Origin of the sequence: Aeromonas sp., from assembly GCF_051657805.1 — a bacterium.
Classification (GTDB): Bacteria; Pseudomonadota; Gammaproteobacteria; order Enterobacterales; family Aeromonadaceae; genus Aeromonas.
In genome coordinates this window covers 672,551-698,430 of the sequence record NZ_JBOFLJ010000024.1, presented here as the reverse complement: position 1 = coordinate 698,430, position 25,880 = coordinate 672,551, and the positions used below count along the sequence as shown (strand labels likewise).

21 protein-coding genes and 3 tRNA genes are annotated in these 25,880 nt (G+C 62.7%); 13 read left to right on the top strand and 11 right to left on the bottom strand.

The annotated features are described in order from the left end of the window. Position 1 precedes the first annotated feature (1 nt). Positions 2-1,891: a sensor histidine kinase gene (locus ACRCYW_RS12250; RefSeq protein ID WP_438550358.1), complete on the bottom strand. Its 1,890-nt coding sequence runs from the start codon at positions 1,889-1,891 to the stop codon at positions 2-4. A gap of 229 nt (positions 1,892-2,120) precedes the next feature. Here ACRCYW_RS12250 and dsrO point away from each other — a divergent pair, with 229 nt between their 5' ends. Genes dsrO through ACRCYW_RS12235 form a run of 3 tightly spaced genes read left to right on the top strand, consistent with a single transcriptional unit; the run spans position 2,121 to position 7,122 of the window. Next, positions 2,121-2,897, top strand: a complete 777-nt coding sequence (gene dsrO, locus ACRCYW_RS12245; protein ID WP_438550357.1) for a sulfate reduction electron transfer complex DsrMKJOP subunit DsrO — start codon at positions 2,121-2,123, stop codon at positions 2,895-2,897. After that, positions 2,887-4,014: an NrfD/PsrC family molybdoenzyme membrane anchor subunit gene (gene nrfD, locus ACRCYW_RS12240; RefSeq protein ID WP_438550356.1), complete on the top strand. Its 1,128-nt coding sequence runs from the start codon at positions 2,887-2,889 to the stop codon at positions 4,012-4,014. The genes dsrO and nrfD overlap by 11 nt, the downstream gene beginning before the upstream one ends. Then, positions 4,015-7,122 (top strand): tetrathionate reductase subunit A, encoded by a 3,108-nt coding sequence (locus ACRCYW_RS12235; RefSeq protein ID WP_438550355.1) that lies wholly within the window; start codon positions 4,015-4,017, stop codon positions 7,120-7,122. Positions 7,123-7,181: 59 nt separating this feature from the next. Here ACRCYW_RS12235 and ACRCYW_RS12230 read toward each other — a convergent pair whose 3' ends face one another. Continuing rightward, on the bottom strand, positions 7,182-8,555 hold the full coding sequence (locus ACRCYW_RS12230) for an endonuclease/exonuclease/phosphatase family protein (protein WP_438550354.1): 1,374 nt from the start codon (positions 8,553-8,555) through the stop codon (positions 7,182-7,184). Positions 8,556-8,752: 197 nt separating this feature from the next. Here ACRCYW_RS12230 and ACRCYW_RS12225 point away from each other — a divergent pair, with 197 nt between their 5' ends. After that, on the top strand, positions 8,753-9,601 hold the full coding sequence (locus ACRCYW_RS12225; RefSeq protein WP_438550353.1) for a patatin-like phospholipase family protein: 849 nt from the start codon (positions 8,753-8,755) through the stop codon (positions 9,599-9,601). A 30-nt stretch (positions 9,602-9,631) separates the two neighbouring features. Here ACRCYW_RS12225 and ACRCYW_RS12220 read toward each other — a convergent pair whose 3' ends face one another. The 5 genes from ACRCYW_RS12220 to ACRCYW_RS12200 all read right to left on the bottom strand — a co-directional run bounded on the left by ACRCYW_RS12220 (position 9,632) and on the right by ACRCYW_RS12200 (position 11,788). Further along, positions 9,632-9,919, bottom strand: a complete 288-nt coding sequence (locus tag ACRCYW_RS12220) for a hypothetical protein (RefSeq protein ID WP_438550352.1) — start codon at positions 9,917-9,919, stop codon at positions 9,632-9,634. Between the two features lie 147 nt (positions 9,920-10,066). After that, positions 10,067-10,151: transfer RNA gene (locus ACRCYW_RS12215), tRNA-Tyr, on the bottom strand. Positions 10,152-10,189: 38 nt separating this feature from the next. Next, a tRNA-Tyr gene (locus ACRCYW_RS12210) sits at positions 10,190-10,274 on the bottom strand. 32 nt (positions 10,275-10,306) lie between these two features. Further along, positions 10,307-10,391, bottom strand: a tRNA-Tyr gene (locus ACRCYW_RS12205). Positions 10,392-10,699: 308 nt separating this feature from the next. Continuing rightward, on the bottom strand, positions 10,700-11,788 hold the full coding sequence (locus tag ACRCYW_RS12200) for a ketoacyl-ACP synthase III (protein ID WP_438550351.1): 1,089 nt from the start codon (positions 11,786-11,788) through the stop codon (positions 10,700-10,702). A gap of 217 nt (positions 11,789-12,005) precedes the next feature. Here ACRCYW_RS12200 and ACRCYW_RS12195 point away from each other — a divergent pair, with 217 nt between their 5' ends. From ACRCYW_RS12195 to ACRCYW_RS12155, 9 genes are all read left to right on the top strand, one after another. Next, on the top strand, positions 12,006-12,950 hold the full coding sequence (locus tag ACRCYW_RS12195) for a LysR family transcriptional regulator (protein ID WP_438550350.1): 945 nt from the start codon (positions 12,006-12,008) through the stop codon (positions 12,948-12,950). Positions 12,951-13,110: 160 nt separating this feature from the next. Next, positions 13,111-13,719, top strand: coding sequence for a LysE family translocator (locus ACRCYW_RS12190; protein ID WP_438550349.1), 609 nt, complete (start codon positions 13,111-13,113; stop codon positions 13,717-13,719). A 177-nt stretch (positions 13,720-13,896) separates the two neighbouring features. After that, positions 13,897-15,771 (top strand): peptidase U32 family protein, encoded by a 1,875-nt coding sequence (locus ACRCYW_RS12185; RefSeq protein ID WP_438550498.1) that lies wholly within the window; start codon positions 13,897-13,899, stop codon positions 15,769-15,771. Between the two features lie 497 nt (positions 15,772-16,268). Next, positions 16,269-18,506, top strand: a complete 2,238-nt coding sequence (locus ACRCYW_RS12180; protein WP_438550348.1) for a di-heme-cytochrome C peroxidase — start codon at positions 16,269-16,271, stop codon at positions 18,504-18,506. An 11-nt stretch (positions 18,507-18,517) separates the two neighbouring features. Continuing rightward, a complete protein-coding gene (locus ACRCYW_RS12175; protein ID WP_438550347.1) occupies positions 18,518-19,885 on the top strand; it encodes a cytochrome P450 in 1,368 nt (455 codons plus the stop codon). A gap of 147 nt (positions 19,886-20,032) precedes the next feature. Beyond that, positions 20,033-20,842, top strand: coding sequence for an alpha/beta fold hydrolase (locus ACRCYW_RS12170; RefSeq protein ID WP_438550346.1), 810 nt, complete (start codon positions 20,033-20,035; stop codon positions 20,840-20,842). Positions 20,843-20,922: 80 nt separating this feature from the next. Continuing rightward, positions 20,923-21,252 carry a DHCW motif cupin fold protein gene (locus ACRCYW_RS12165; RefSeq protein WP_438550345.1) on the top strand — a complete coding sequence of 110 codons (330 nt, stop codon included), beginning with the start codon at positions 20,923-20,925 and terminating at the stop codon, positions 21,250-21,252. A 37-nt stretch (positions 21,253-21,289) separates the two neighbouring features. Continuing rightward, a complete protein-coding gene (locus ACRCYW_RS12160) occupies positions 21,290-21,538 on the top strand; it encodes a DUF1272 domain-containing protein (protein ID WP_438550344.1) in 249 nt (82 codons plus the stop codon). A gap of 133 nt (positions 21,539-21,671) precedes the next feature. Beyond that, positions 21,672-22,337, top strand: coding sequence for a class I SAM-dependent methyltransferase (locus ACRCYW_RS12155; protein ID WP_438550343.1), 666 nt, complete (start codon positions 21,672-21,674; stop codon positions 22,335-22,337). A gap of 91 nt (positions 22,338-22,428) precedes the next feature. On the opposite strand, the gene ACRCYW_RS12150 is transcribed toward ACRCYW_RS12155, so the two are convergent. The 4 genes from ACRCYW_RS12150 to ACRCYW_RS12135 form a co-directional block, all read right to left on the bottom strand. Beyond that, complete coding sequence (locus tag ACRCYW_RS12150; RefSeq protein WP_438550342.1) at positions 22,429-22,848, bottom strand: cupin domain-containing protein; 420 nt, start codon at positions 22,846-22,848, stop codon at positions 22,429-22,431. 201 nt (positions 22,849-23,049) lie between these two features. Beyond that, positions 23,050-23,424, bottom strand: a complete 375-nt coding sequence (locus ACRCYW_RS12145; protein WP_438550341.1) for a cupin domain-containing protein — start codon at positions 23,422-23,424, stop codon at positions 23,050-23,052. A 390-nt stretch (positions 23,425-23,814) separates the two neighbouring features. Then, positions 23,815-24,291, bottom strand: coding sequence for a methylated-DNA--[protein]-cysteine S-methyltransferase (locus ACRCYW_RS12140; protein ID WP_438550340.1), 477 nt, complete (start codon positions 24,289-24,291; stop codon positions 23,815-23,817). Continuing rightward, positions 24,288-25,790, bottom strand: a complete 1,503-nt coding sequence (locus tag ACRCYW_RS12135) for a DNA-3-methyladenine glycosylase 2 family protein (protein ID WP_438550339.1) — start codon at positions 25,788-25,790, stop codon at positions 24,288-24,290. Before ACRCYW_RS12135 ends, ACRCYW_RS12140 begins: the two co-directional genes overlap by 4 nt. Positions 25,791-25,880: the final 90 nt, after the last annotated feature.

Sequence of the window (25,880 nt, the reverse complement as noted above, 5' to 3'; positions counted from 1 at the left end):
ATCAGTTCCTCGGGCTGGGAGGAGCGTTTGGCACCTCCATGGGGGCGGGGATCAGCACCAGGGCGAAGCAACCCCGGGGGCTGGCGTTGGTGAGGCTGAAGTTGCCGCGATGGCACTCCACGACATCCCGGCAGATGGCGAGGCCGAGCCCCATGCCCTCTGGCTTGCTGCTGTAAAACGGCTGTTGCCACTGGGCCTCCGGCAGTCCTGGGCCATTGTCCCGTACCTCCAGCCGCAACCTCTCTTCCTCGAAGGCGATCAGCAGCTCGACCCTGGGCTCGGCATCCGCTGATTGGGCACCAGCCTGCGCCGCACTCTCGGCGCCATTTCGGATCAGGTTCACCAGCAGCTGCTCCATGCCGGTAGCGTCCAGCAACAGCAGCCTGGGCTGGCCTTGCCAGCTCAGGTGAAGGGAGACTCCGAGGGACGTCAGCAGTTGCTCCAGCAAGGGGATCAGCTGCGTGACCAGGGCCTGCAGATCCGTGGGCTCTGGCTGGCGCGGCCGCTTCTGCCAGCGGGATCTCAGCCGGCCTATGGTCTGGCTGATGCGATCTACTTGCTGGCCAATCTGCTCCAGGGCCTGTCTCAGGGCCGGATCCGGCGAGCCCTGCCCTTGCCGCGTGAGGCGCAGCAGGGCTCCCTGGCTGTAGCCTGCGATGGCGGTCAGGGGCTGGTTTATTTCGTGGGCCACGGTGGCACCGAGCTCGCCGAGCCTGGCCAGGTGCTGGGCCTGCTCGAGCTGGCGCACCTTGTCATCGAGCTGACGGGCCTGCTCGTCGATCCGCTGGCGGGCACGGCTCAAGCGGCGCTGGCTGCGGTTGAACAGCTGTTGCAGCAGCAGGTGGTGGCCTGCGAGCAGCCCGATCAGCAGCAGCGCCCCCCAGCCCCACTGCCGATGCTGGCGCAACCAGTGCCAGGCCTCCTGCCACCAGGGGCTCTGCAGGGGGTGGCGATCCAGCTCCTTGAGCAGGCGATCGATGGCGAGCGGGCTGGCGGGTACTGTCCAGCCCGCCGAGTCGGCGGCGACGGCGGCCGCGCTGTCCGGGGGCAGGGCGAACAGGGCGCGGGTGACCGCCAGCGCGAGTTCGGGGGCGACTCGCTGCGTGCTCGCCATGGACCAGTTCGGATAGAGCCGGGTCGAGCTCTGGCAGCCAAGGCCCGTCGTTGCCTGCTGGTCCAGCACCCGAAATGCCCCCTCCGCGACCTTGCCCTCCCGCTCCATGCGCTCCAGCTGGCAGACCGGCACTATGGCGGCGGCCACCGCCTCGCTCTGCAGCTGGGAGATCAGTCTATCCAGTGGAAATCCGGTGAAGTCTATCGCCGAGAAGAAGTCATCTATCCGCACACCCTGCTGATGGGCCTCGAAACGGTAGGCGAGATAACCCCCGAAGGCCTCTTTTGATACGGCGGCCACCCTCTCGCCCTTGAGCTCCCGCCAGTGGCGGTAGGGGGCGTCGGCCCGCACCACCAGGGCGGCGCCTATGACCAGGTTGTTCCCGCCATCCGGGCTCTTGAGGGTGGCGAGCCAGGAGAGGGGATACTGGCGCGACAGGCTGACCAGTTGGCCCGGGTTGGTGATGACAAAGTCGATCCGTTCATCGGCGACGGCCTCGGCCAAGCCGTCGAGCGCCAACGGCACCAGCTCGAAGCCCTGGCCCGGCACGGATTGGGTGAGCCAATCCAGCAGCGGCTGCCACTGCCGGCGAGCGGGATCCTGGCCGCGAGTCGCCAGCACGCCGACCCTCACCGGCACGGCGGCCTGAGTTGGCGTGACAGGTGCGGTGGCTGCCAGGGCCTGTGTCGTCAGGGCCAGCATGGCCATCAGCCAAAGCAGACCCATCAGGATGCGCTTCTGGCCGTGGGGGATAAGGGAGTGTGGGGAGTCAGGCATGGGTGGCAGTCTATCATCGCGAGTATCGCCTGGGGCCGCTCAACCGCCTTGCCGGGCGCGCAATGGGGGGCCCGTCACAGTTCGGCCAGAGGCCAGCCGCTTTTCTTGCGCTGGATCAAGGGGGACCTCGCTATGTGGAAAACCACAATAGAGACGGATTTTTCTGCCGGGGACAATGGCCTCATCCCCATGCTTGCCTCGTTTGGCAAGCCAGCAGAAGGAAGCGTCCATGGAGCCCAGCAAGCGCCGATTGTTATCCGGCATCGCCGCCATCACAGCCGGTGCGGCCCTGATCCCCGTCACCCAGGTTCATGCCCAGAGCCAGGGGGCCCGCCCGGCCATAGGTCGCGGCGATCCCGGCAAGCGTTACGGCATGCTGATCGACTTGCGCCGCTGCGTAGGCTGTCAGGCCTGCACCGTGGCCTGCACCATCGAAAACCAACCCCCTCTCGGCCAGTTTCGCACTACCGTCAGCCAGTACGAGGTGAGCGATGTGGCGGCTCTCGAGGCCCCTGCGTCCCTCTTCATGTTGCCTCGTTTATGTAACCACTGCGCCGAGCCCGCCTGCCTCGATGTCTGTCCTACCGGCGCCACCTTCCAGCGTGACGACGGCATCGTCGTGGTCAACAACGACTGGTGCGTCGCCTGCGGCTACTGCGTGCAGGCCTGCCCCTACGATGCCCGCTTCATCAACCACGAGACCCACGCCGCCGACAAGTGCACCTTCTGCGCCCACCGGCTGGAGGCGGGGCTCCTGCCCGCCTGCGTGGAGAGCTGCGTCGGCGAGGCGCGCATCATAGGCGACTTGAACGATCCCAAGAGCCAGATAAGCCGCCTGCTGCGCGAGCACGAGTCTGCCCTCAAGGTGCTCAAGCCCGAGGCTCAAACCCAGCCGCGGGTCTTCTATCTCGGCATGGATGAGGCCTTCGTCAGCAAGGTAGACGGCAACCCGGCCCTGCGCACCCTGCTGACCGACGATGGCAAGGAGATAGCCCATGACCATTAACGAACTGCTGGCCCCGGATCAGCCCATCACCTGGCTGCCCTGGGCGGTGCAATATTTCTTCCTCATTGGCCTCGCCTACGGCGCCCTCTGGCTCGGCGCGTTTGATCTGTGGCGCAAGGCGCCGGACCGGCGGCTGCAGACCCTGGCGGCCGTGCTGATGATGGGGGCGGGGCTGGTGGCCCCTATCGCCCTGACCGCGGACCTGCACCAGCCCGCCCGGGCCTGGCACTTCTACGCCCAGACCCGCTTCACTTCCATCATGTGGTACGGCGCCTATCTGCTGCCCCTGTTCAGCCTGCTCAGCATGCTGCTGGGCTGGTTATTGTTAAGGCCAGCCTTCGCCCGGCGTGGCGCGGGGGATGACGCCATAGCCCGCCTCGCCCGGCTGCTCTGTCTGGGCGCATGGTCGGGCGAACGTTGGCTCAAGCCCCTCTCCCTACTCGCAGCCCTGAGTGGCCTCAGCATCGCCCTCTACACCGGTCTCGAGACCATGGCGGTCGAGGCTCGCCCGCTCTGGCATAGCCCCTGGCTGCCCTGGCTGCTGATCATCAGCGCCCTGCTGGGAGCCCAGGGCGCCCTGCTGCTGCTCAACCGGTTGCTGGCGGGCTGGAGCGGGCAGACCGAGGCGGCCCTGCTGCGCCAAAGCCGCTGGACCCTGGTCCTGCTCGCCCTCTCCCTGCTCGGCTGGGCCCTGTTTGGCGACGGCTCGGCGGCGGAGGCTGCGGCCCTCTACCGGCTCGATCCCAGTTGGCGGCTGGCGGCCCGCTGGCTGCTGCTGACCCTGGCGCTGCTCGGTGCCCTGATGCTGGTGGGAAGGGGATCCCGCCGAGTGCAGCCCTGGCGGCTGTGGGGGCTGGCGCTGCTTGCCCTGCACCTGGTCTGGGGGCTGCGCTGGCTGGTGCTGATCCAGGGGCAGCTCGCCCCCAAATACGGGGCCGGCGTCTACCTCTACCAGATAGCCTGGGGTCCAGAGGGTGTGCTCGGCATCCTAGGCACCTTAGGCCTCTTGCTGGCCCTGCAGGTGGCGCTTAGCGAACTGGTGCGCCCCTCTCCTTCATCCACTCCCGATTCCACCACCCAGGCATCCGCCCCCCAATCTGCACGCGAGGCAAACTAGATGGATCACAGCAAACGCAAGTTTCTCAAGGGCGCCGCCATCGCCGGGGGCACAGGGCTCTTCGTGGCCGGATACAGCGACACTCTCCAGCAGGTGGCGAGCGGGGTGGCCACCGGCAGCGCCGGCAAGCCGACCCGGGATCCCATCCACGGCAACTCTCTTCCCGTGGAGTTTCGGGTCGATGCACAGGGGGAACTGCATCCCAACCCGGCCCAGCGCCTCGCCAACACCATGTGCCTCGGCTGCTGGACCCTGTGCGGGGTGCGGGCTCGCATCGACAACGAGAGCGACAAGATAGTGCGCATCCTCGGCAACCCCTATCACCCGCTCTCAGCCCGCCACCACATCGACTTCAAGACGCCAGTCAAACAGGCGCTGCTTGGCACCAGCGGCTACCAGGAGGAGGGGCTGGACGGTCGCTCCACCGCCTGCGCCCGGGGCAACGCCATGCTGGAGCAGCTCGACAGCCCGCACAGGGTCACCCGCTGCCTCAAGCGGGTGGGTCCTCGCGGCAGTGGCCGCTGGCAGAGCATTCCCTTCGAGCAGTTGGTGACCGAGGTGGTGGAGGGGGGCGATCTGTTCGGCGAGGGCCATGTTGAGGGGCTCAGAACTATCCGCCAGCTGGATGTGCCGCTGGATCCCGCCAACCCGGAATACGGTCCCAGGGCCAACCAGCTGCTGGTGAGCAACGCCTCGGATGAGGGGCGGGATCATTTCATCAAGCGCTTCACCTTCAACAGTTTTGGCACCCGCAACTTCGCGAACCACGGCGCTTACTGCGGCCTGTCGTTCCGGGTGGGGGCCGGCGCCCTGCTCGACGATCTGGAGAAAAACGCCCACCTCAAGCCCGATTGGGACGAGAGCGACTTCCTGCTGTTTATGGGCACCTCACCACAGCAGTCCGGCAACCCCTTCAAGCGCCAGTCCCGCCAGCTGGCGGCGAACCGGGCGCGAGAGGGCAAGCCGTTTTCCTACGTGGTGGTGGCCCCCAGTCTGCCGAACACGGTGAACATGCCCTCCGCCCCCGCCAACCGCTGGCTGCCCATCAGGCCTGCCACCGACTCGGCGCTGGCCCTGGCCATGCTGCGCTGGATCATCGACAACGACCGCTACGCCGAACCCTTCCTGGCGTCCCCCAATGCCGAGGCGGCCGAGCGGGCCGGTTATCGCGGCTTCAGCAACGCCAGCCATCTGGTGCTCTGCGACGAGGGGCATCCACGCTTCGGCCAGATGTTGCGTTCAAGCGATCTCGGGCTGCCCTTTGAGGGGGAAGCCTATGGGGAAGGGGACGCAATGCTGGTGGCCGATGCGGGCAGCGGTGCCCTGCTGCCTGCGGGCCGGTGCGAGCGGGCCAGCCTCTGGGTGGATCGCCGCATTGCGGTTCCGGGCGGCGAGCTGGCTGTCAAGAGCAGTTTCCAGCTGCTGGCCGAGTCGTGCCGGGAGATGAGCCTCGAGCAGTACAGCGCCGAGTGCGCCGTGCCGGTGAACGACATCGTCGAGCTGGTGCGGGAGTTCACCAGCCATGGCACCCGGGCGGCGGTGGTCTCCCACGGCGGCACCATGAGCGCCAACGGCTTCTACTCGGCCTGGGCCATCATGATGCTCAACGCCATGATAGGAAACGTGAACGCCAGGGGCGGCGCAGTGGCGAGTGGCGGCAAGTTCGATCCCTTCGGGGCAGGGCCCCGCTACGATCTGACGAGCTTCCCGGGCATGGTGAAACCCGCAGGGGTCTTCCTGTCCCGCTCCAAGTTCCCCTACGAGAAGACCTCCGAATATCGCCGCAAGCGGGAGGCGGGGCAGAACCCCTATCCGGCGCGTGAACCCTGGTTCCCCATCTCGGGCCCCTTGCTCGGCGAGCACCTGACTGCGGCGGTGAACGGCTATCCCTACCGGCTCAAGGCCTGGATCAACCATATGGGCAACCCCCTCTACGGTCAGGCCGGGCTCGCCAAGGCCATAGGGGAGCCGCTCAAGGACCCCAGGGTGCTGCCGCTCTTTATCAGCATCGACAGCTTCATCAACGAATCCTCGGCGCTCTCTGATTACATAGTGCCGGACACCCTCACCTACGAGTCCTGGGGCTGGGCCAGTGCCTGGCACGGGGTCATGACCAAGGTTTCCACCGGCCGCTGGCCCGTGGTGGAGCCCCGCGTCGTCAAGACCGCCGAGGGGGATCCGGTCTGCATGGAGTCCTTCCTGATCGCAGTGGCCAAACGTTTGGAGTTGCCGGGCTTTGGTGAGGGGGTGGTCAAGGGGGCGGATGGCAAGCTGCATGGCCTCAATCGGGCGGCAGACTTCTCCCTCTACGGGGCGGCGAACGTCGCCTACCTGGGTCAGCCGGTGCCAGCCATAGGTCTCGAGGATCTCGCCTGGTCCGGGGTGGAGCGCATCATGCCGGTGCTGAATGCCACCCTGAGCCCGGAGGAGGCGGGCCGCGCCGCCTACCTCTTCGCCCGGGGCGGGCGCTTCGAACCCGTCGCCAAGGGACGCGATGAATCGGGTCAGCCGAGCAAGCGCTGGCCCAAGCCGCTGATGTTGTGGAACCCCGAGGTGGGCAGCCGTCGCCATAGTCAGAGCGGCCAGTTCCTGAGCGGCACCCCGCGCTTCTTCCGCACCCAGCTGGCGGATGGCACGCCGCTTGGCGAGGCATTCAAACCGGCTCAGTGGCCCCTGCTGCTCACCAGTTACAAGTCTCACACCATGAGCTCCATGAGCATCGGCTCGGATCGCCTGCGCCAGGTAAACCCCAGCAACCGGGTGCGGCTCAACGAGCAGACGGCGGCACGCCTCGGCATCGAGAGCGGGGACAGGGTGCGGGTCAGCACCCCGGATGGCAGCGTGATCGGAGTGGCCGAGTGCGTGGCCGGGGTGCAGGCCGATGCCATCGCCATCGAACACGGCTTCGGCCACAAGGAGCTGGGCGCGCGATCGCACTGGGTCGACGGCCAGGAGGTGGCCGCCAGCCCCCTGCGCGGGGCCGGGGTCAACCTCAACGATCTGGCGGTGCTGGATCCGAGTCGCCACGGCCGCTACCCCCTGGTGGACTGGGCCATCGGCTCTTCGGCCCGCCAAGGGCTGCCGGCCCGGGTCGACAAGCTGGTGTAGCGCCAGCTGCAAAAAAAGCGGGGCCATCATGGCCCCGCTTTTCATTGCGCCTCTGAACATCAGTTATCCAGTTCGAAGTCCACCCACACCAGGCGGTGATCCGAGCTCACCCCCTTGGCGATGCCGAGCTTGGCGTCATACACCAGGTGGTAGCCGGGCTCGAAGCTGGCGGGCCAGAACACCCCCGAGGCCACCGCATTGAGGTTGGCGGAGGGGATCAGGTGATCGAGCTGCAGGCCGCTGCTGCTGGTGATGCGCTCCGGCGTGGTTCTGTTGTTGTTGCGGGTGCACAGCTTGGATTGGCTGGCGAGGCACTCGGGGCCCCCCTGGCTCACCGGGATCAGGGCGCCGTTGGTGACGGCCTGATTGACCAGCACATGGTTGTGCAGATCCTGGATGGCACTCAGATCCCCGTCACCGAGCTGGGGATCGGCGTTGAGATCCCCGGCGATGACGAAGCGGGCACCTTCGGCCAAGCCACCCACCTTGCCCGCGTCATCCACCATGTAGCTGGCGGCCTCCACATAGTCTTGCCAGAAGGCGACCTCGGCTCTGTTGTGTTTGACGTTGTGGCGCGCAGCATTGCCGAAGATGGGCGGGGTCGGGTGGGAGATGAGGAAGTGGATGACCTGCTCCCCCTTGGCGGTCTTGACCCGCACCGGCACGTCTGCGTGGTTCTTGGAGGAGAGGGGGAACTGATCCCAGGCGGCTGCATCATACCAGGCATCGCCGCACTGGCGGCCGGCCGGGATCGGCGCCTTGGGGTTGTTGCAGTCGTCGATGATGGGGTTGGTTTCGCCCGGCATGTCCTTCCACTTGAAGTGCTGGAAGGTGCGGATCCCCTTGGTGTCGATGGGATACTTCGACATCACGGCGAAGGCGTACTGGCCGTGATAGTTGCCAAAGCCCCAGGCGTCGTCCGGCCCGCTGCTGACCTTGCCGTCCAGGTTGAGATCCTGGCCGCTCATCAGGCCTGTGTTGGTGGCGAAGTTCTGCATCACCGGGTAGCTGATGGCCTGCACCTCGGCGTGCTGCGGATGGGCCAGGTAGTTGGTGTTGAACGCCTGCAGATCGGCGCTGCTCTCCCCCTTGCCGTCGTTGTCGAACTCGTTGAGCAGGAAGACGTCCGGGCGGGTACGCTGGATGATTTCGGCGATATTGCGGATCTGCTGCACGTCCTTGGCGCGGGTGATCTCGGCCTGGCTGAGGCTGCCGTCGCCGCTCTGATAGCGAGTCAGCAGGGCATCTTGGGCGGCTCTGTCCAGCGCCAGCTCGGCGCTCAGCATGCCGGCCGCGGTGCGATCGAAGGAGAGGTTGAAGGTGGCGAAGCGAACCATGGTGTCCGGGGCCTCTGAGTCATTTTGGCTGTTACAGCCTGCCAGCATTCCGAGGGAAATGGCAGCGGCGAGCAGGGTCTTGTTGGTTTTTTTCATTGTAATATTCCGTAGCATCAAGATGTTATGCCTCAGTAGGGTCACTTGAGGCGCGGCCATTATAGAGATCCAGCCCGGAGACAGGGCTCTGAATGAGCCAAAGTGTGCCTTTATTCACAAAGTGGCTGATTTCTTGGTTCTGAATGGGACAGAATGGTCCGGGTTCATGGTGTTTGAGCGGCAGAGGGAGGGAAGCGATGAGTCGGCAGCAAACGGCCCTGGTGGTCGAGGGGGGCGCCATGCGCGGTATCTTCGCCGCCGGGGTGCTGGATGCCTTCCTGGCGAAGGGCGGGGCAAGCTTCGATCACTGCGTCGGGGTCTCGGCGGGGGCGGTCAACCTGGCGGCCTATCTGGCGGGCCAGCAGGGGCGCAATCACAGGGTCATCACGGATTATTCCTGTCGCCCCGAGTTCATCAGCCTGGCCAAGTTCCTGCGGGGCGGCCACTGGCTCGATCTCGACTGGCTGTGGGAGACCACCATCCGCGAGATCAGGCTGGATCTGGCCCACTTTGCCGAGAGCTCTGTGCCCCTGACCGTGGTCACTACCCGGGTATCGGACGGTCAGGCCGCCTACCTCGAGGCCAGTGCGGATGAGCTGGAGCAGCAGATCAAGGCCTCCTGCTCGGTGCCGCTCGCCTATCGGGACTTCGTGCGTATCGGGGGGGAGGCCATGACGGACGGCGGGGTGGCGGACTCCATCCCGGTACGCCACGCCTACGAGCAGGGGGCCCGGGACATCACTGTGGTGCTCTCCCGACCGCTGGGCTATCGCAAGCGGGCGCCGCGCCTGCCCGCCCTGCACCGCTATCTGCTGCGCCAGACCCCGGCCCTGGCGGAGGCGAGCCTCAGGCGCCATCAGAGCTACAACGATGCCATCGACTTTATCCGGGAGCCGCCAGGAGATTGCCGGGTGCGGGTCATAGTACCGCCCGCGGGTTTTCGGGTCGGCCGCACGACCACGGACAAGGACAGGCTGGAGCAGGGTTATCAGATGGGTTGGCAGGCGGGGTTGGCCTATCTGGCCGAGAACGGATCTATGGGCTAGAAACGCCGGGCCCTGACGGTGCTGGCGGCCCTAGTTGGCCGCCTGGGGGAGGGCATTTTTCAGCGGATGCATGCTGTTATCAGGGACAGGCACCATATGGATGGCCTGGCCGAGCCAGCCCCAATCTAGCGGCGGATTGCCGGCCTTGAAACGCTGATAGGCTTGCCCCTGTCGAACGGTCAAAAACAGGGTGGCGGGCAGGCCGAGGCGGTTGAGATAGCGCACCATGACCTCTCCCTGATAGGTGGAGAGGCGTTGCTGTAGCTGGAGCAGGCTCAATCCATGCTCCTGTCCCGTTTCATCCCAGATTGCAAACATGCGAAGCGGCTCCTTGCCATGAATGTCCCACTGTTTAGAAAATAATCGCATATGGCAATTGTCAGATCTGACAGTGCCATATGACAGCGACTGATGGTGAGGGAGCAGAAAAGCGAAAACCCGGCCTGAGCCGGGTTTTCTGAAGGATGGTGGAGGGAGAAGGATTCGAACCTTCGAAGGCAGAGCCGTCAGATTTACAGTCTGATCCCTTTGGCCGCTCGGGAACCCCTCCACGGGGTATTGCTATTTTTTGGCCTGCTATCAGGAAGATGGTGGAGGGAGAAGGATTCGAACCTTCGAAGGCAGAGCCGTCAGATTTACAGTCTGATCCCTTTGGCCGCTCGGGAACCCCTCCACGGGGTATTTTCCTGATTGTTCGCACTTGAATGGTGGAGGGAGAAGGATTCGAACCTTCGAAGGCAGAGCCGTCAGATTTACAGTCTGATCCCTTTGGCCGCTCGGGAACCCCTCCCCAAGTACGAGGCCGCATACTATCAGATCCGGCCCTGTTGTGAACCCCCAAGGCTCATTCTGACGAGAAAAAAGTACTGTTTGCTCATTTTTTGATATCTCTCGCTCAAAATTCACGCTTTTCAAGGGCTTTTATATCCCTGGCGAGAGCTTTCATTTCTCCTGGGCGATGGAAGCCGGCCAAGGAAAAATGAAAGCGCAGGGCCGAGACGTGACATAAGAAGGGAGCAGGAGAGGCGAATTCCGGGAGAGGAGTGCACAAACGACGAAGGAGCCCTGAGGCTCCTTCGTGCTGGGACCTGACTGGACTCAGGCTTCCCGGGCCCGGGCCTGCTGGCAGCCCTCGACCGCCTGGGCGATGAGCTCAAGGGCGCTCTGCTCGCAGGGGGGCAGTTCCTCATCGCACCGGCCGATGGGGGCGACGCGATCCCCCCACTTGATGAGGGCGGCACCCCAGGTCAGGCCGGCCCCGAAGGCGGCGCTCAGCAGGTAGCTGTTCGGCTTGACCCGGCCCTGCTCCAGCGCCTCGCAGAGGGCGATGGGTACGGTGGCGGCGGAGGTGTTGCCGTACTGCTCTATGTTGACCATCACCTTCTCCATGGGGGCGTCCATGCGCTTGGCCAGGGTCTCGATGATGCGCACGTTCGCCTGGTGCGGGACGATGAGATCCACCTGTTCCGGGGCTATGCCCGCCTGGGCCAGCACGGCCCCCGTGGCTTCCCCCATGCCGCGCACGGCGCGCTTGAAGATCTCCTGCCCCTCGAAATTGAAGGTGAACAGACCGTCGATGTCGGCAAAACGCACCCGATCGGTGCCGAAGTTTGGCACGTGCAGGATCTCGCGGGCCTCGCCGTCGCAGCCGATCTTGTTGGCAATGAGGCCAGACTCCACTTCGCTCGCCTCGATCACCACGGCCCCTGCGCCGTCACCGAACAGCACGGCGGTGTCGCGCTTGGCCCAGTCCAGCAACTGGGTGAGGCGCTCTGCGCCTATCACCAGCACCTTGTTCATCATGCCGGTCTGCACCAGGGAGGTGGCGACCGAGAGGGCATAGACGAAGCCGGTACAGGCGGCGTTGAGATCGAACACCGCCGCCTTGTGAGCGCCGAGGGCCTGCTGTACGGCTGAGGCGCCGTTCGGGATCAGGGTGCCCGGGGTGGCGGTGGCGAGAATGATGCCGTCGAGATCGATACCATCGAGCCCGGCGCAGGCCAGGGCGCGGCGGCCCGCCAGGGTGGCGAGGGCCTGGGTGCTGACGTGGGAGACCCGGCGCGCCTTGATGCCGGTGCGGGGATAGATCCACTCATCCGAGGTGTCCATGATGGTGCTGAGCGCGTCGTTGGTTAGCACTGAGGGAGGCAGGCATTTGCCCCAGCCGGTGATATTGGCGTATTTCATCTTGTGGTCGCTTGTCGTGGAGGGCCCGCAGGCGGAGATGACGAAATTATGCCGCACGGGCCGAACAGTGTCATCTGGCTGTCATCCTGCGGTGTTCGGTGTCGTGGGATGAGACGGGCAAGAGGATGATTTTTCTTAAATTATCCGCCAGCCTTGCCGTAAGATGGCATTTTCGGCCCAAGGCTCCAGGCCCGCGCCCTGCTTCGAGGTGATCCCAGTGCACAAAGCGAATCTCAACCTGCTGCCCACTCTCAAGGTGTTGCTGGAGACCCGCAACATCAGCCGGGCGGCGGAGCTGCTGCACCTGAGCCAGCCCTCCATCAGCAAGCAGCTGACCCAGCTGCGCGCCGAATTTGGCGATGAGCTGCTGGTGCGCGAAGGCCAGCGCTGGCTGCTGACTCCGCGGGCGGAGGGGCTGGCGGCGGCCCTTGCGGATTCCCTCGGTGCGCTGGACCGACTCTACGAGGCCCCCCGCTTCGAACCCGGGCAGTGCGAGCGGGTGTTCCGCCTCGCGTCATCGGACTACGTGGCCCAGCACATCCTGCCGGATATCTGCGCGGCCCTGGCCAGAGCCGCGCCGCTGGCCTCCCTCGAATACAGCCTCTGGGACAAGCGCCAGTTGCCGCAGCTGTGGCAATCCGAGCTGGATCTGGTCTCCACCATCACGGATCTGGTGCCGGATCAGATCCGGGGCCTGCATCAGGGGGAGGATCGGCTGGTGATGCTGATGGGGCGCCAGCATCCACTCTCGGGCACGGCGCCGACCCTGGATGACTACCTCGCCTGGCCCCACCTGCAGGTGAGCGGGGGCGGTGACAAGGACAGCCCGGTGGAGCGGGTGCTATCCTCCCAGGGGCTGGCCCGGCGCTGGTTTGCCCGGGTGCCCTTCTTCCAGGCTGCGGTGGAGGTGTTGCTGCGCACCGACTGCCTGATGACCACACCGGCCCACATCGCCTGGCAGCTCGCCCGGGAGCATGAGCTGAGCTTCTGCGATCTCCCCTTTGCCACCCGTCCCCAGCAATATCATCTGCTGTGGCACCAGCGCCACCATCAGGATCCGGCCCACCGCTGGTTCCGGGAGCTGGCCTATCCCTTCCTGCGGGATCATCTGCAACACACGGTCGGCGAGAGCCGCAAGACCCTGGGCAGGGGCCGCTTCTGAGCATGGCAGCGGTTTATCCTTTCCTGTTCACCTGAATGGTGACTCGTGCTGCATCATAGCCATTGGCTATGAGATCTATTCATAACTTTCACTTCTTGCATGATCTCGTCCCCCTTACCCTGAGGGTCGGTATTCATCTTCATTCGAGATAGAGGCAGGTATGGAATTCACGAGTTGGTTGGCGCTGGCGGCGGTCTGTTTCATGGGGGCCATCAGTCCGGGCCCCAGCCTGGCGCTGATCATCCACAATACGGTGCAGGGCGGGCAGGGACACGGGGTGGCGACGGCCCTCGGCCACGGGCTCGGGGTCGGCATCTATGCCCTGATCACGGCCCTCGGCCTCTCGGTGCTGATCACCCAGACCCCTGCGCTGTTTGACATCATTCGCTACGTCGGCGCCGCCTTCCTCGCCTGGCTCGGCATCAAGGCGCTGCTCGCCAAGCCTGCCAGCGGCGCCGTGGAAGAGGAAGCCCACGGCCTGCGCGGTCGTCAGGGGGCCTTCGAGGGCTTTATGGTGGCCTTCCTGAACCCCCAGCTCGCCATCTTCTTCATCGCCCTGTTCAGCCAGTTCGTGCACGCGGACACCGGCTGGCGGGAGGGGGGCATCATGATGCTCACCGCCGGCGGTATCGATGCGCTCTGGTACGTGCTGGTGGCCCTGGTGCTGTCCCGCGGCCCCGTACTCGCTTGGCTCAAGGCGAAATCCTTCGTCATCGACAAGGTAAGCGGCCTGGTGCTGCTGGGGCTGGCCTTGAAAGTCGTTATCTAAAGGAAGATCTGACTGTCTGCTCCCTTCTCCCCTCGCGGGAGAAGGGCTGGGGATGAGGGGCACTGACACAGGGCTGATCCAATCCTGTATCTTGCGGTGATCTTAAGCGGGATCAAGGCAGAGGCTGGCGAGTCTCGCTAGAGTGGCGGCCATTTGCTGCCCTTAGAACCGGACGCCATGCACGATCAGACCCATCACAACCGCCTGGAGCTGCTGGCCCCGGCCAAGAACCTCGCCTATGGCATCGAGGCCATCAACCATGGTGCCGATGCCGTCTACATGGGGGGCCCTGCCTTCGGCGCCCGCAGCGCCGCCGGCAATTCCCTGGGCGACATAGAGGCGCTGGCACGCCACGCCCACCGTTTCGGTGCCCAGGTGTTCGTCGCCTTCAATACCCTGCTGCACGACCACGAGCTGGAGCAGGCCAGGCGTCTCACCCACCAGATCTACGAAGCCGGTGCCGATGCGCTCATCGTGCAGGACATGGGGCTGCTGGCGCTGGATCTCCCTCCCATCGCCCTGCACGCCAGCACCCAGACCGACAACCGCACCCCGGAGAAGGTGAAGTTTCTGCAGGACGTCGGCTTCTCTCAGGTGGTGCTGGCCCGCGAGTTGTCGCTGGAGCAGATCCGCGCCATCAGTGCGCAGACCTCGGTGCAGCTGGAGTTCTTCATCCACGGCGCGCTCTGCGTCTCCTACAGCGGCCAGTGCAACATCAGCCACGCCCGTACCGGTCGCAGCGCGAACCGGGGGGAGTGCGCCCAGCTCTGCCGGTTGCCCTGCACCCTGCAAAAGCCGGACGGGGAGGTGCTGGTGGCAGACAGTCATCTGCTCTCCCTCAAGGACATGGATCAGAGCGCGAATCTGGAGGCGCTGATCGAGGCGGGGATCCGCTCTTTCAAGATTGAGGGGCGCCTCAAGGGGCTGGATTACGTCAAGAACGTCACCGCCTGGTATCGCCAGAAGCTGGACGCCATCCTGGATCGGCGCCCGGATCTGGTGGCGAGCTCCGCCGGGCGTTGCACCTATGGCTTCACTCCGGATCCGAAGAAGAGCTTCAACCGGGGTTCTACCGACTACTTCCTCCACGGCCGCCAGCCAGACATAGACTCCCCCCGCAGCCCGAAGTACCTGGGGGAGCCCCTGGGCCGGGTCACTCGCGTCAGCAAAGAAGGGATAGAGTTAGACGGGCGCCCGCTGGAGAGCCAGGGGATCACCCTGAACAACGGCGATGGCCTCGGCTTCTTCAAGTCGGGGGGGGAATTGGTGGGGATGCGCCTCAACAGGGTCGAAACAAAAGGGGGGAGTAAGCAGTTGCTCCTCTCCGAGTCCATGCCTGGCCTCAAGGTTGGGGCCGAGATCTACCGCAACCACGATCAAGCCTTCAGCAAGCAGCTGGAAAAGCCGAGCAGCGATCGCCGCATCCGGGTGGATATGCGCCTGTCCGAGTGCGAGCAAGGGGTGAGGCTCGATCTCGTGGACGAGCAGGGCACTGCGGCCAGCGTGACGCTCATTTGCGACAAGCAGATTGCCGATAACCCGGAGCGGGCGCAGCAACAGGCGCGGGATCAGCTCGCCAAGCTCGGCAACACCCTGTTCGTGGCGCGCAAGCTGGAGTTGGCGTTCACCAACCCCCTGTTCCTTGCCGCGTCCATGCTCAACGGCCTGCGCCGGGACGGCATAGCAGCCCTGGAGGCGGCGCGCCTCGCCGCCTACAAGCGTCCCGAGCGACGCGTCCCGTTGCGGGACGTCACCTATCCCCAGCATCGGCTATCCTACCTCGGCAACGTGCTGAACGGGGCCGCCGAGCAGTTCTTCCGCGAGCACGGGGTGGATCGCATCGCCCCCGCCTACGAGGCAAACCAGGAGGAGGGGGAAGTGGTGCTGATGGTCACCAAGCACTGCATCCGCTACAGCCAGAACCTCTGTCCCAAGGAGGTGCCGGGCCTCAAACCCGAGCCGCTGGAGCTCAAGATGGGCAAGGACAGTTTCCGGCTGCGCTTTGACTGCAAACGCTGCGAGATGCAGGTGATGGGAAGCCTGAAACGCTGAGTCGCGGCTCAGGGGGATTGTCTGCAAGCAAGGTATCAGCCAAAGAAGAGCGGCAGCACCTGGGAGTGCAAGGCATGGCCGATTAAGGCAGTGCCGCCGACGCTGGCCATTCAGATGAGACCTCAAGCCCCGAGTGACAGTGACACTCGGGGCTTTTTAACAGGGAAACCCTAGGGCATATAACCCCCATCCCCCCGTGTCGATGGCTGCACGCGAGCGGCCCATCGAGTCATGCCTTGAGGGGGGATTGCCTTGTGCCTCCAGTTGCCAGCATCAAACTTGCTATTGTCTAATTTGTCATTAAAGATGAGTTATCAACATGGCGATTCAAATGGAGATTTCTTCCATAGGGTATAGATAGGATGTCATCCCTGCTTGAACAGGCCCGTATGCCACCTAGCCAAGTTGCCATTGCCCACTTCGATACACGACCAGTCAGCTCCCTGCTCTGAGCGGTTATTGAGTTCGGATGGCCGATATAAACAAGGATGTTAAAAATGACTCAGGATAACCGGGCTTATATCAATCTATTGCGTGAGATAGTTGAAAATTTCAATTATGGAGAAAGTCAGGCTTCGCAGATAAAAGCAAAACTTCGTAAAGCATTGAAATGGGTAATTATTGGTGCGGTTATTTTTTTAATTGGTTCATTGTTATGGGTGGCCGCGATTAAAACCTATGAGGGGTGGGATGATCAGCCTGATCGTGGTGCCGTTGCGTTGCCGCAAGGCTGGCTCGATGAGAATTATGCGCAGCCACTCTATATAGAACAAGGTTGGGATGCTGCCGACAGCTTGTGGTTTTACAACACCACGCAAGGATCAGGCCTGATGCCATATGACTTCTTTGTCTCATTGGAGCAGTCGGACACTCAATCGCTCATTACCGATAACGGCTTTATCGATCGCCATCGTTATTTGCCACAGCAGGCCTCTCGCTTTAATCCTGATGCGCTTCCCGTCGGTTTTGTCAAAGACAGTTATCAAGGCCGCGATTATTTTGGGTTTACCTGCGCCGCCTGTCATACCAGTCAGCTCAATTATGGCCAGCAAGCTATTCGCATCGATGGCGGCCCCAGCATGGCAGATATGGACCGCTTCCTGCACGATTTGCAGGCTGCCATGCAGGCCACACTGGATGACAATGCCAAGCTGCAACGCTTTATTGCGCGGGTTCAGGCGCGCAAAAATGACTATGACAAGCCAGATGTGATCCGCCAGGATCTGCAAAAATGGACCTCTGTCATCGCTGTCTATAACACCGTTAACCACGTCAAACCGGCCAGCAGTTATGGTTACGCCAGGTTGGATGCCTTTGGGCGGATCTACAACCGGGTTTTACAGCATGTGATCAACAGAGAACAGGCCGCGACCATATTGCGTTCAGTGGCGACGCCAGTGGGCCGGCCACTGCTGACCGAGAGCCAGATCACGCTGGTATTGGCAGGCATGAATGACACCATTATGGGGGACGTTCAGTTTTCTCAGGTGTTGGAGCGGTTGCAATCGAAAGAGGCAGGCTACCCCAATCTTGGGATGAAAGAGCTGCTTTATATCCGCGATGCATTCTTTAATCCGCCAGATGCACCGGTCAGTTACCCCTTCTTGTGGGACATCGCCCAGTCTGACTATGTGCAATGGAACGGGCTCGCCAGCAATGGCGGACTCGGCCCGATAGGTCGCAATGCAGGCGAGGTCATCGGAGTCTTTGGCATTCTGGATTGGCGGGAAAACAACCCCAGCATGTTCAGCCTCGATGCATTGGGGGCCAGGCTCAGCGGCCAAGAGCGTAAGCAAAAGCAGATGACTTTCGACTCCTCCATCGATTTATACAATCTCGGTCGACTGGAGTCGCATCTGAAAAGTCTGAAATCCCCACGTTGGATTGATGCCAGTGCGGCGCTCAAGCAGCAAGGGTTGGATATCAATGAGTGGCAAATCGACGAGAAAAAAGTCAAACAGGGGGCACTGCTTTATCAGCAATATTGCAGTTCCTGCCATGAGCTGACGGACCGCAACAACTGGGATCGCATTGTTGTCGCCCGTATGAGCAGTTTGGACAACATCAATACCGATGGGAAGATGGCGCAGAACAGCGTCAACTATCAGGGATATTCCGGTAATTTTGCCAACACCTACCAAAAGGTTGATGTGGGCACTGTGGTGATTGGTCAAAAAGCCCCAGTGGTGCAGATTTTGACATCGGCAACCACCGGCGTGGTGGCCACCCCGGATCCGGACAAGAACTTCCTGATGCGCTTCCTCGACTGGGTATACACCCTGATCAGTTCATTGACGGAAAATACGATTAAAAGCTCGGTGAAAGTCGGTAATTACAGCCCGGACACCACGGCGCAGCCTTATGCATCCTTATTGTCCTATAAAGCCCGTTCTCTCAATGGTATCTGGGCTACCGCCCCCTACTTGCACAATGGGTCGGTGCCGACGCTGTACGATCTCTTGTTGCCGGCCCAACGCGCGGGAGATCCGGAAGGGGCAGAGCTGGAATATCGACCGACGACATTCATGGTCGGTAAACGCGAGTTTGATCCGAAAAAGGTGGGCTTCAAATACCAAGGCTATCAGGGCTTCAATTTTGATACCCGTTTACCGGGTAACAGCAACGGGGGGCATGAATATGCATCCGGTCGCACCGCTCAGCCAGATGGTTCGATATTGCCTGCGATGGATAAAGAGCAGCGCAACGCATTGCTTGAATTCCTGAAAACCTTGTAAGGAGAGAGATCATGATGAACACCAATCTGGCAGAGAATGAAAGCAAACGTGACTATCTGGCCGAATATGATGCCGCTGACGAAAAGGATAAATATCCCTTGGTGCAGCAATGGATGAAAACCGAGCCCTTGCCATTTTTTGCTCAGTTGCGGGTTGCACGACCGATCCTGGTGACACCAGAATGCACATTGATTGCTTGCTATAAGGACGTCGTCGACATGCTGTCGATGCCAAAAGTATTTACTGTGGCACTCTATAAATCCAAGATGGGGGTGACTGAGCAAGATGAAGGTTATTTGATGGCTCACGATGATGATGCACTTCATTATCGGGAGAAATCGATCATGCAGGGGTTTTTAAATCGTGATGACCTGCCCACCATTCGTCAGTTGGTGGGGAAACATTGTCAGCAGATCATTGAAAAAAGTGACGGTAAATTGGAAGTCGTCAATCACTATTGCCGTCAGGTTCCTGCATTATTGGTACAGGAGTATTTTGGCCTGGACGGCGTCGATACCAGCGCCCTGTTGCGCTGGTCGTTTTGGAATCAGTATGATGCCTTCCACAACCAGCCTTTCGATCTGAATTCGGCAGAGTTGAACCAGACCATTCTGAAAGAGCACAACAAGGTGTCTGCAGAGTTGTCGAAATATATAGCTGAGTTGTTAGTGAGGAAAACAATATCTATTGAACTGGAGAGTCTTAAAAACCGTGCATTTAAATTATTTTACTATGTGCGGTTAGCCTGGGAGTACCTCCGTCGAGGCAAACCAGATTTGCCCCGCGATGATATGACCAGCCGTATCTTGAAGAGCCACTTTGCCGATGAGGTGAGTTTCGGCTTCACCCGTAAAGGGGTCAATGTCGGCGGTCTGTTGATCGGCTCTATTGAGACTACCTCGCAAGCCGTTTCCCAGACATTGGAATTTTTTATCAACCAGCCTGATAAATTAAAACAACTGCGCAGTGCGGCCAGCGAGGAGGACACTTATCTGTTCGATGCCATGGTGTGGGAGGCACTGCGTTTTGTTCCCATATCACCTTATCTGTTCAGGCAGGCATCCATGACCTGTCGGGTTGCCAAAGGTACTTATTATGAAACCGAGATCACGAAAGGCACCAATGTATTGCTGTTGACGCAATCGGCCATGTTTGACAGTTTCGCCCATGACAACCCGAATGAGTTTCAGCCCAACCGGAACTGGTATCATCACTTCAACTTTGGGTTTGGTGCTCACGAATGCCTGGGGAAATATGTCGGTATGGTCATGATCCCCGAAATGATCAAACAGTTGATCAAGCAGCCAAATTTGAGAGCCAATGCTCCAATCAACTACAAGGGTGGTCCTTTCCCGGAGGAGTATTATCTGAACTGGTAGTTGATGGTGCCAGGTGAGCGGGTTAGCCCTTGCACCAAACGGCGGGAGAGGGCATGTTGGGGGCTGCCGATGAGGGTGAGCGGCTGGCGCAGGGAGCGCTGGCAGCCACTCGCCCTCCTCACCTCATCTCGAATCAGGATATTCGATATGGAAGTCGAAGAAAGCGCGGCGCTGAGCGTCGCGGACTGCTTTGTCAGCGTCCCGGGTGGACGCCTCTTCGTACGCCAATGGCGCCCCGTCCGTGCCGACAAGGCCCCCCTGATCCTGCTGCACGACTCCCTCGGCTCCGTGGCCCAGTGGCGGGACTTTCCCGCTGCCCTGGCAGCCTGCCTCCAGCGCCCCGTCATTGCCTACGATCGCCTCGGTTTCGGTCAATCCTCGCGGCAGCACGAGCCTGCCAAGACGAGCTTTATCGACGACGAGGCCAGTCTCTATCTACCCACCCTCATCAAAGCTCTCGGTCTGAGCCGCTACCTGCTGTTTGGCCACAGCGTGGGGGGCGCCATGGCGCTGGTTGAGGCTTCCCAACCCGGCAGCGGTTGCCTTGCTGTGATCAGCGAGTCGGCGCAGGCCTTCGTGGAGGAACGCACCCTCGACGGGATCCGGGCGGCCAAACGAGGGTTCGAAGACGGGGCGCAGTTCGGGCGACTCACAAGATGGCACGGTGAGCGGGTCCGCTGGGTGCTGGATGCCTGGACCCAGACCTGGCTCAGCCCGGTGTTTCGCCACTGGTCCCTCATACCCCGATTCGCCGATGTCCACTGCCCCGTGCTAGTCATCCACGGCGAGGAGGACGAATTTGGCTCGCCTGCCTTCCCCCAAGCCATTGCCGGCGGGGTGAGCGGGGCGGCGCAGATGGCGCTGCTGCCAGCCTGCGGTCATCTGCCCCACCGGGAGCGAGAGGCCGAGGTGCTGGCCCTGGTGAAGGCGTTTTTAAGCAGGCATCCCATCGACTGACCACGCTTACTCGGGTGCCGGGTGGCGCCTTTATTCTCTCGACTACTTTCTCGATTGTTTTCTAGACAATGGACCTTGCCATGGAAATCACTAACCTGCCGTTTTGCACCACGAATTGGGCCGAGATCCCGCCTACCGAATACAAGGGGGAGCACGGCTTTGCCCGCTGGCACACCCAGCACTTTGGCCCCATGCGGGTGCGAATGGTGGAGTATTCCCCCGGCTATCTGGCGGATCACTGGTGCAGCAAGGGCCACGTCCTGCTGTGCCTTGAGGGGGAGCTGCACACCGAGCTGGAGGATGGCCGCGTCTTCACTCTGACGGCGGGGATGAGCTATCAGGTGGCGGACAACGCCGAGCCCCACCGATCCTTCACCGAGCTGGGCGCCCGCCTCTTTATCGTCGACTGACCCTAATCCCTTTTTTCATTTGATCGAGAGGTTGCCCATGATGGAACTCAGGCCCAACTGCGAGTGTTGTGATAAGGACTTGCCCCCTGGCAGCGACGAGGCATTGATTTGCTCCTTCGAGTGCACCTTCTGCTGCGATTGCAACGAACGTTATCTGCACCAGATCTGCCCGAACTGCGGCGGCGAACTGGTGAGGCGTCCCCGCCGCCCCGCCGGGAAACTCGCGGCCAACCCCCCTTCCGTCAAGCGGGTATTCAACCCGGCGCTGCGGGAGCGAAACAGCTAATCCCCTTTCCCGCCCTATGGCCGTGCCCAAGTCCCACTGGCCTGGACGTAGGCACGGCAGTGATCACCCAGATAGGGCTTTACCTTCTCCCAGCTAGAGCCCTTATCACAAGGGTTCAACCAAGGAGTGAGAGATGACGGAGCGATTCGAAGGGGGGGGGGCGCTGGCCTATGACCAGCGCATTCCCTTGCTGGTGCCGGGTTATGAGCTGCTGCATCAATTGAGCGCAGCCCAGCTGATGACGCGGCTCGGGGAAGAAGCCAAGGTGCTGCTGGTGGGGGTGGGCACGGGCAGTGAGCTGGTGCTGCTCGGCAGGCTCTGCCCGGATTGGCACTTTGTCGTCCAGGATATCTCGGCGGACATGCTGGCCCAGGCGCGTCAGCGGGCCGACGAGGCCGGGATGGGAGACAGGGTTAGCTGGCTGCTGGGGGAACTACCCACAGCCTCTCTGCACTGCAATGCCGCACTCTGCCTGCTGGTATTGCACTTTCTGGAAGAGGATGCCAAGGCGGCATTGCTTGCCGCTATCTCTTGGCAGCTCAAGGCTGATTCCCCGCTGCTGCTGGCGGATCTCATGGTAGCGGCGGATCCCTGGGAGCGCGCCATCATGGGCCAACAGTCGCGGCTAGCCGGTCTGCCGATGGCGGCCAGCGAGCGCATGATGCAGCGGCTCGCCGATGACTTTATCCCCCTCGATGAGGGGCAATTGCAGCGACTGTTGCAAGAGGCCGGGTTCACCGCTGGGCAGCGCTACTTTCAGGCCCTGGGGTTTCACGGCTGGCTGACGATGCGGCGCTGAGGCGGCCGCCAGTCGGAGGGAATGAGGGAGAGGAAGCGCAGGGAAATCGGAGTCCGGCGGGCCCCGAGGGCCCCGCCGTCGATCATACCGTTTATTTCTCAATCACCACATTCCAGGGACCGTCCGCTTGGATGAAGAACAGCGCCGGTTCGGTGCCCTCCACCTTGGCCACATGGGGCACCTTGTCGGTCAGGGCGAAGAAGTCGCCGGGGCCGAGGCGGTGCTCCTTGCCCGCCACCGTCAGGGTGACAGCCCCCGACACCAGGGTCACATAGTGATCCGCGTCGTGGTGATGATTTGGCGTCACCAGTCCCGCCGGATACCTCAGGAAGAAGCGGCTCGGCCCGCTGGCCATGTCGCCGGACACCGGGGCGGCGGCTATGCCGTTGCCCATCTCCTTCCACTTGAGATCGGCCTGGGTCATCACCTGGGCGCCGGCGGTGGCCCAGGAGGGGGTGCCGACCACCAGCAGTACCGACAGCGAGAGGACGACTGCATGCATGAATTTCATCTGCTCTCTCCTTTGCGAGTTGAAAAACCTGTTCAATGCACGGCGAGGCCAAGGTGCAGCCCCGCTCCTCAATCATAGAGCCTGGGAGCTGGTGAAACGGCATCGTGGAAGAGGGCAAGGTGGGCGCTGCGGGTCTGTCTGTGCCGGTGGGCGGGCGCCCACCGGCGGTTCGAGGGCAACGAATGCGTTGCACTCGACACACTAGGGCTTGGCGTATTGATCGGCGCTCAATACCTCGATGCCGACGAACGGCTGATCCCCCTCGACCCAGGCATCGTGCCCCGGCGGTATGGTGTAGGACTCGCCGGCGTTGATGGTCTTGAGGGTGCCGTCCGTCAGGCGGACCGTGATGGACCCCGAGACGGCGTAACCCACGTGGGAGAGCTGGCATTGGTCCGTCTTGACGACAGGTTTGACGCATTCAGACCAGCGCCAGCCGGGGGCAAAGTTGAACCGACCTATGGTGTAGCCATCGAGTTTGACGACCTCAACCCGGGTCTTGTCCGGGGTGCGGACCTCGTCAGGGGAGCCGTGGGATCTCACCTGGAATTTCGTGACGGAGACTGGAGTGGCCATGTTTCCTCCTCGTTTCAAGCAGATCGCAGCCCATGGGCCGCGACCGGATCGCCGGGAAGCAAGCCGTGGGCTCGACAGACTAGCCCGTTGCGCGCGCACGGTGTCATCCCGGTACTCGAAGTATTCGCCCAAACGCTCGTTCTCACCTCGCTTTGATGCCCGTCATGGGCAAGTTTTTACCCCATATGGTCCCCCCCGAACCACGGGTCTGGGACTATCGCGAGAACGTCTTGGTATTCAACCGGTTATGTCCAGGAGCTCGAGGCTATCTGGCCAGGGCGCTTCCATTTGGTGCGGGTGTGGCTGGGGATTGACAGGACCTGTGGCGAGGGACCTGGCCCCTCGCCGATGCGGAGCAATGAACTGCGTGGTGGATGATTGCGTGCGAGATCAGACGGCGATCCCCTCGAGGCGCAGCAGCGCCTGCTTGATGGGCAGGCCCCCGGCATAACCGGTCAGGCTGCCGTTCTGGCCGATCACCCGATGGCAGGGGACTATGATCGACAGCGGATTACGGCCGTTGGCGGCCCCCACCGCACGGCTCGCACTCGGTTTGCCGATGGCCGTTGCAATCTCGCCGTAACTGCGGGTCTCCCCATAGGGGATGTCGCACAGCGCCTGCCACACCGCGCGTTGAAACGCAGTGCCCTGGGCGGCCAGCGGCAGGGTGAAACGTTGCAGCTCCCCCGCGAAGTAGGCCCGGAACTCGGTTAGGTATGGGGCTAGCGCATCCTTGTCTTGCCGCCATTCTGGCCGAGTGGGCAGGGGGCGCAGACCGTCCACGAAGTCCACGTAGCGAAGGCCTGTCTCGTCGATGGCCACCAGCAGCGGGCCATGGGCCGTGTCTAGAAAATCGTAGCGGATCATGATGTTGTCTCCTCGTTGTCCCGTGATATCAGCAGCGCTGGCTGCTCGCTCATGGCATGCCACAGCCAGCTCGCGGCATAGGCGCGCCAGGGCTGCCAGGCATGGCTCAGGCTCTCCACCTCTTTGACCGGCAGCTTCACACCGCCCCCGAGCGCCTTTTGCAGCACCAGATCGGAGGCGGGGAAGGCGTCCGGATCCTGGCCGGTGCGAAGCCGCCAGTACGCGATCGTCCAGGGGCCTATGCCCGGCAGCGCCAGCAACTGTTCATCGCTCGCGGTGCTCAGCATGAGTGCACCGCTCGCGAGCGCCCGGGCCAGGCCCTGCAGCGTGCGGATGCGGCTGCCGGGCATGCCGATGCCATCCAGATCGAGCGTACACAGCTGAGCCGGGGTCGGCAGCGCGCTGACCCCGAACTGCGCCTGAGTGCGCGCCACCAACCGCCCCATGATGGTGATGGCGCCCTTGACCGACACCTGCTGGCCGACGATGGCCCGCAGCATCACCTCGTACTCGTCCCAGCCCCCCGGCAACCGCACCCCGGGCCAGCGTTCTTGTATCCGCGCGAGCCGCGGATCCTGGCCGAGCCGCTCGCCGATCTTCGCCATGTCCGCATCGAGATCCCACATGCGGCGCACCCGATACAGGATGTCCGGCAGCGCCCCCGGCGGGAGGTCGCGCAGCGTCAGCCGCAGCTCGTTGCCCACCCCGGGTTCGATACGGATCCAGCCTTCCTGCTCGCCGACCCGGTGGCGCCGCTCATAGCCCTGCTCGTCGACCCGCTCCAGCCCAGGGATGGCGCGCAGCCGATAGAACGCCAGCATGGTCTGCACATCGAACGGCGGCCGATACGGCAGTTGCAGGGTGAGCGTGGCCCCAGGCTCGGACTGATTTTGCGAGGGCTGAACCCCTTCTCGCTTGCGCAGCGCGCTCGGGGAGAGGCCATAGGCGTGGCTCCAGGCATCGTTGAAGCGGCGGATGCTCGCGAAGCCCGCCGCGAACGCGACGTCGGTAACGGGCAGGTGCGTCTCCGTCAGCAGCCGTTTCGCGAGCAGCAGGCGGCGCGTCTGCTCCACCTGCTTCGGCGAGGCGCCGAGGTGTTGCTCGAACTGGCGCCTCAGCGTGCGCTCCGTGATGCCCGCCTCGGCCGCGAGCATGCCGAGCGTGCTGTCCGCGAGCTCGCCGCGCTCGATGCGCGAGAGCACCCGGGTGACCATCTCCGGCAGATCCTCCCCTTGCGCCGGTGCCAGCTCGGGCCGGCAGCGCAGGCAGGGGCGCAGGCCGTACTGCTCGGCGGCGGCCGCGAAGCGGAAGTAGTGCACGTTGTGCTCGTGGGGTGCGCGCGCCGGGCAGATGGGGCGGCAATAGATGCCGGTGGAGAGCACGCCGGTGAAGAAGCGGCCGTCGAAGCGCGCATCCCGGGCGAGGCGGGCGGCGTGACACTGCTCGCGGGTGAGACCTGGGATGATCTCGTCTTGCTGGGTTGGCTGCTCGCTATGCATGGGTGACTCCACAGGATCGGGTGATGCCCTGAGACTAAGCGGGGAGGCGGAGGCTGACTAGCCAAAAACGGACAGGGATAGGAAAAATAA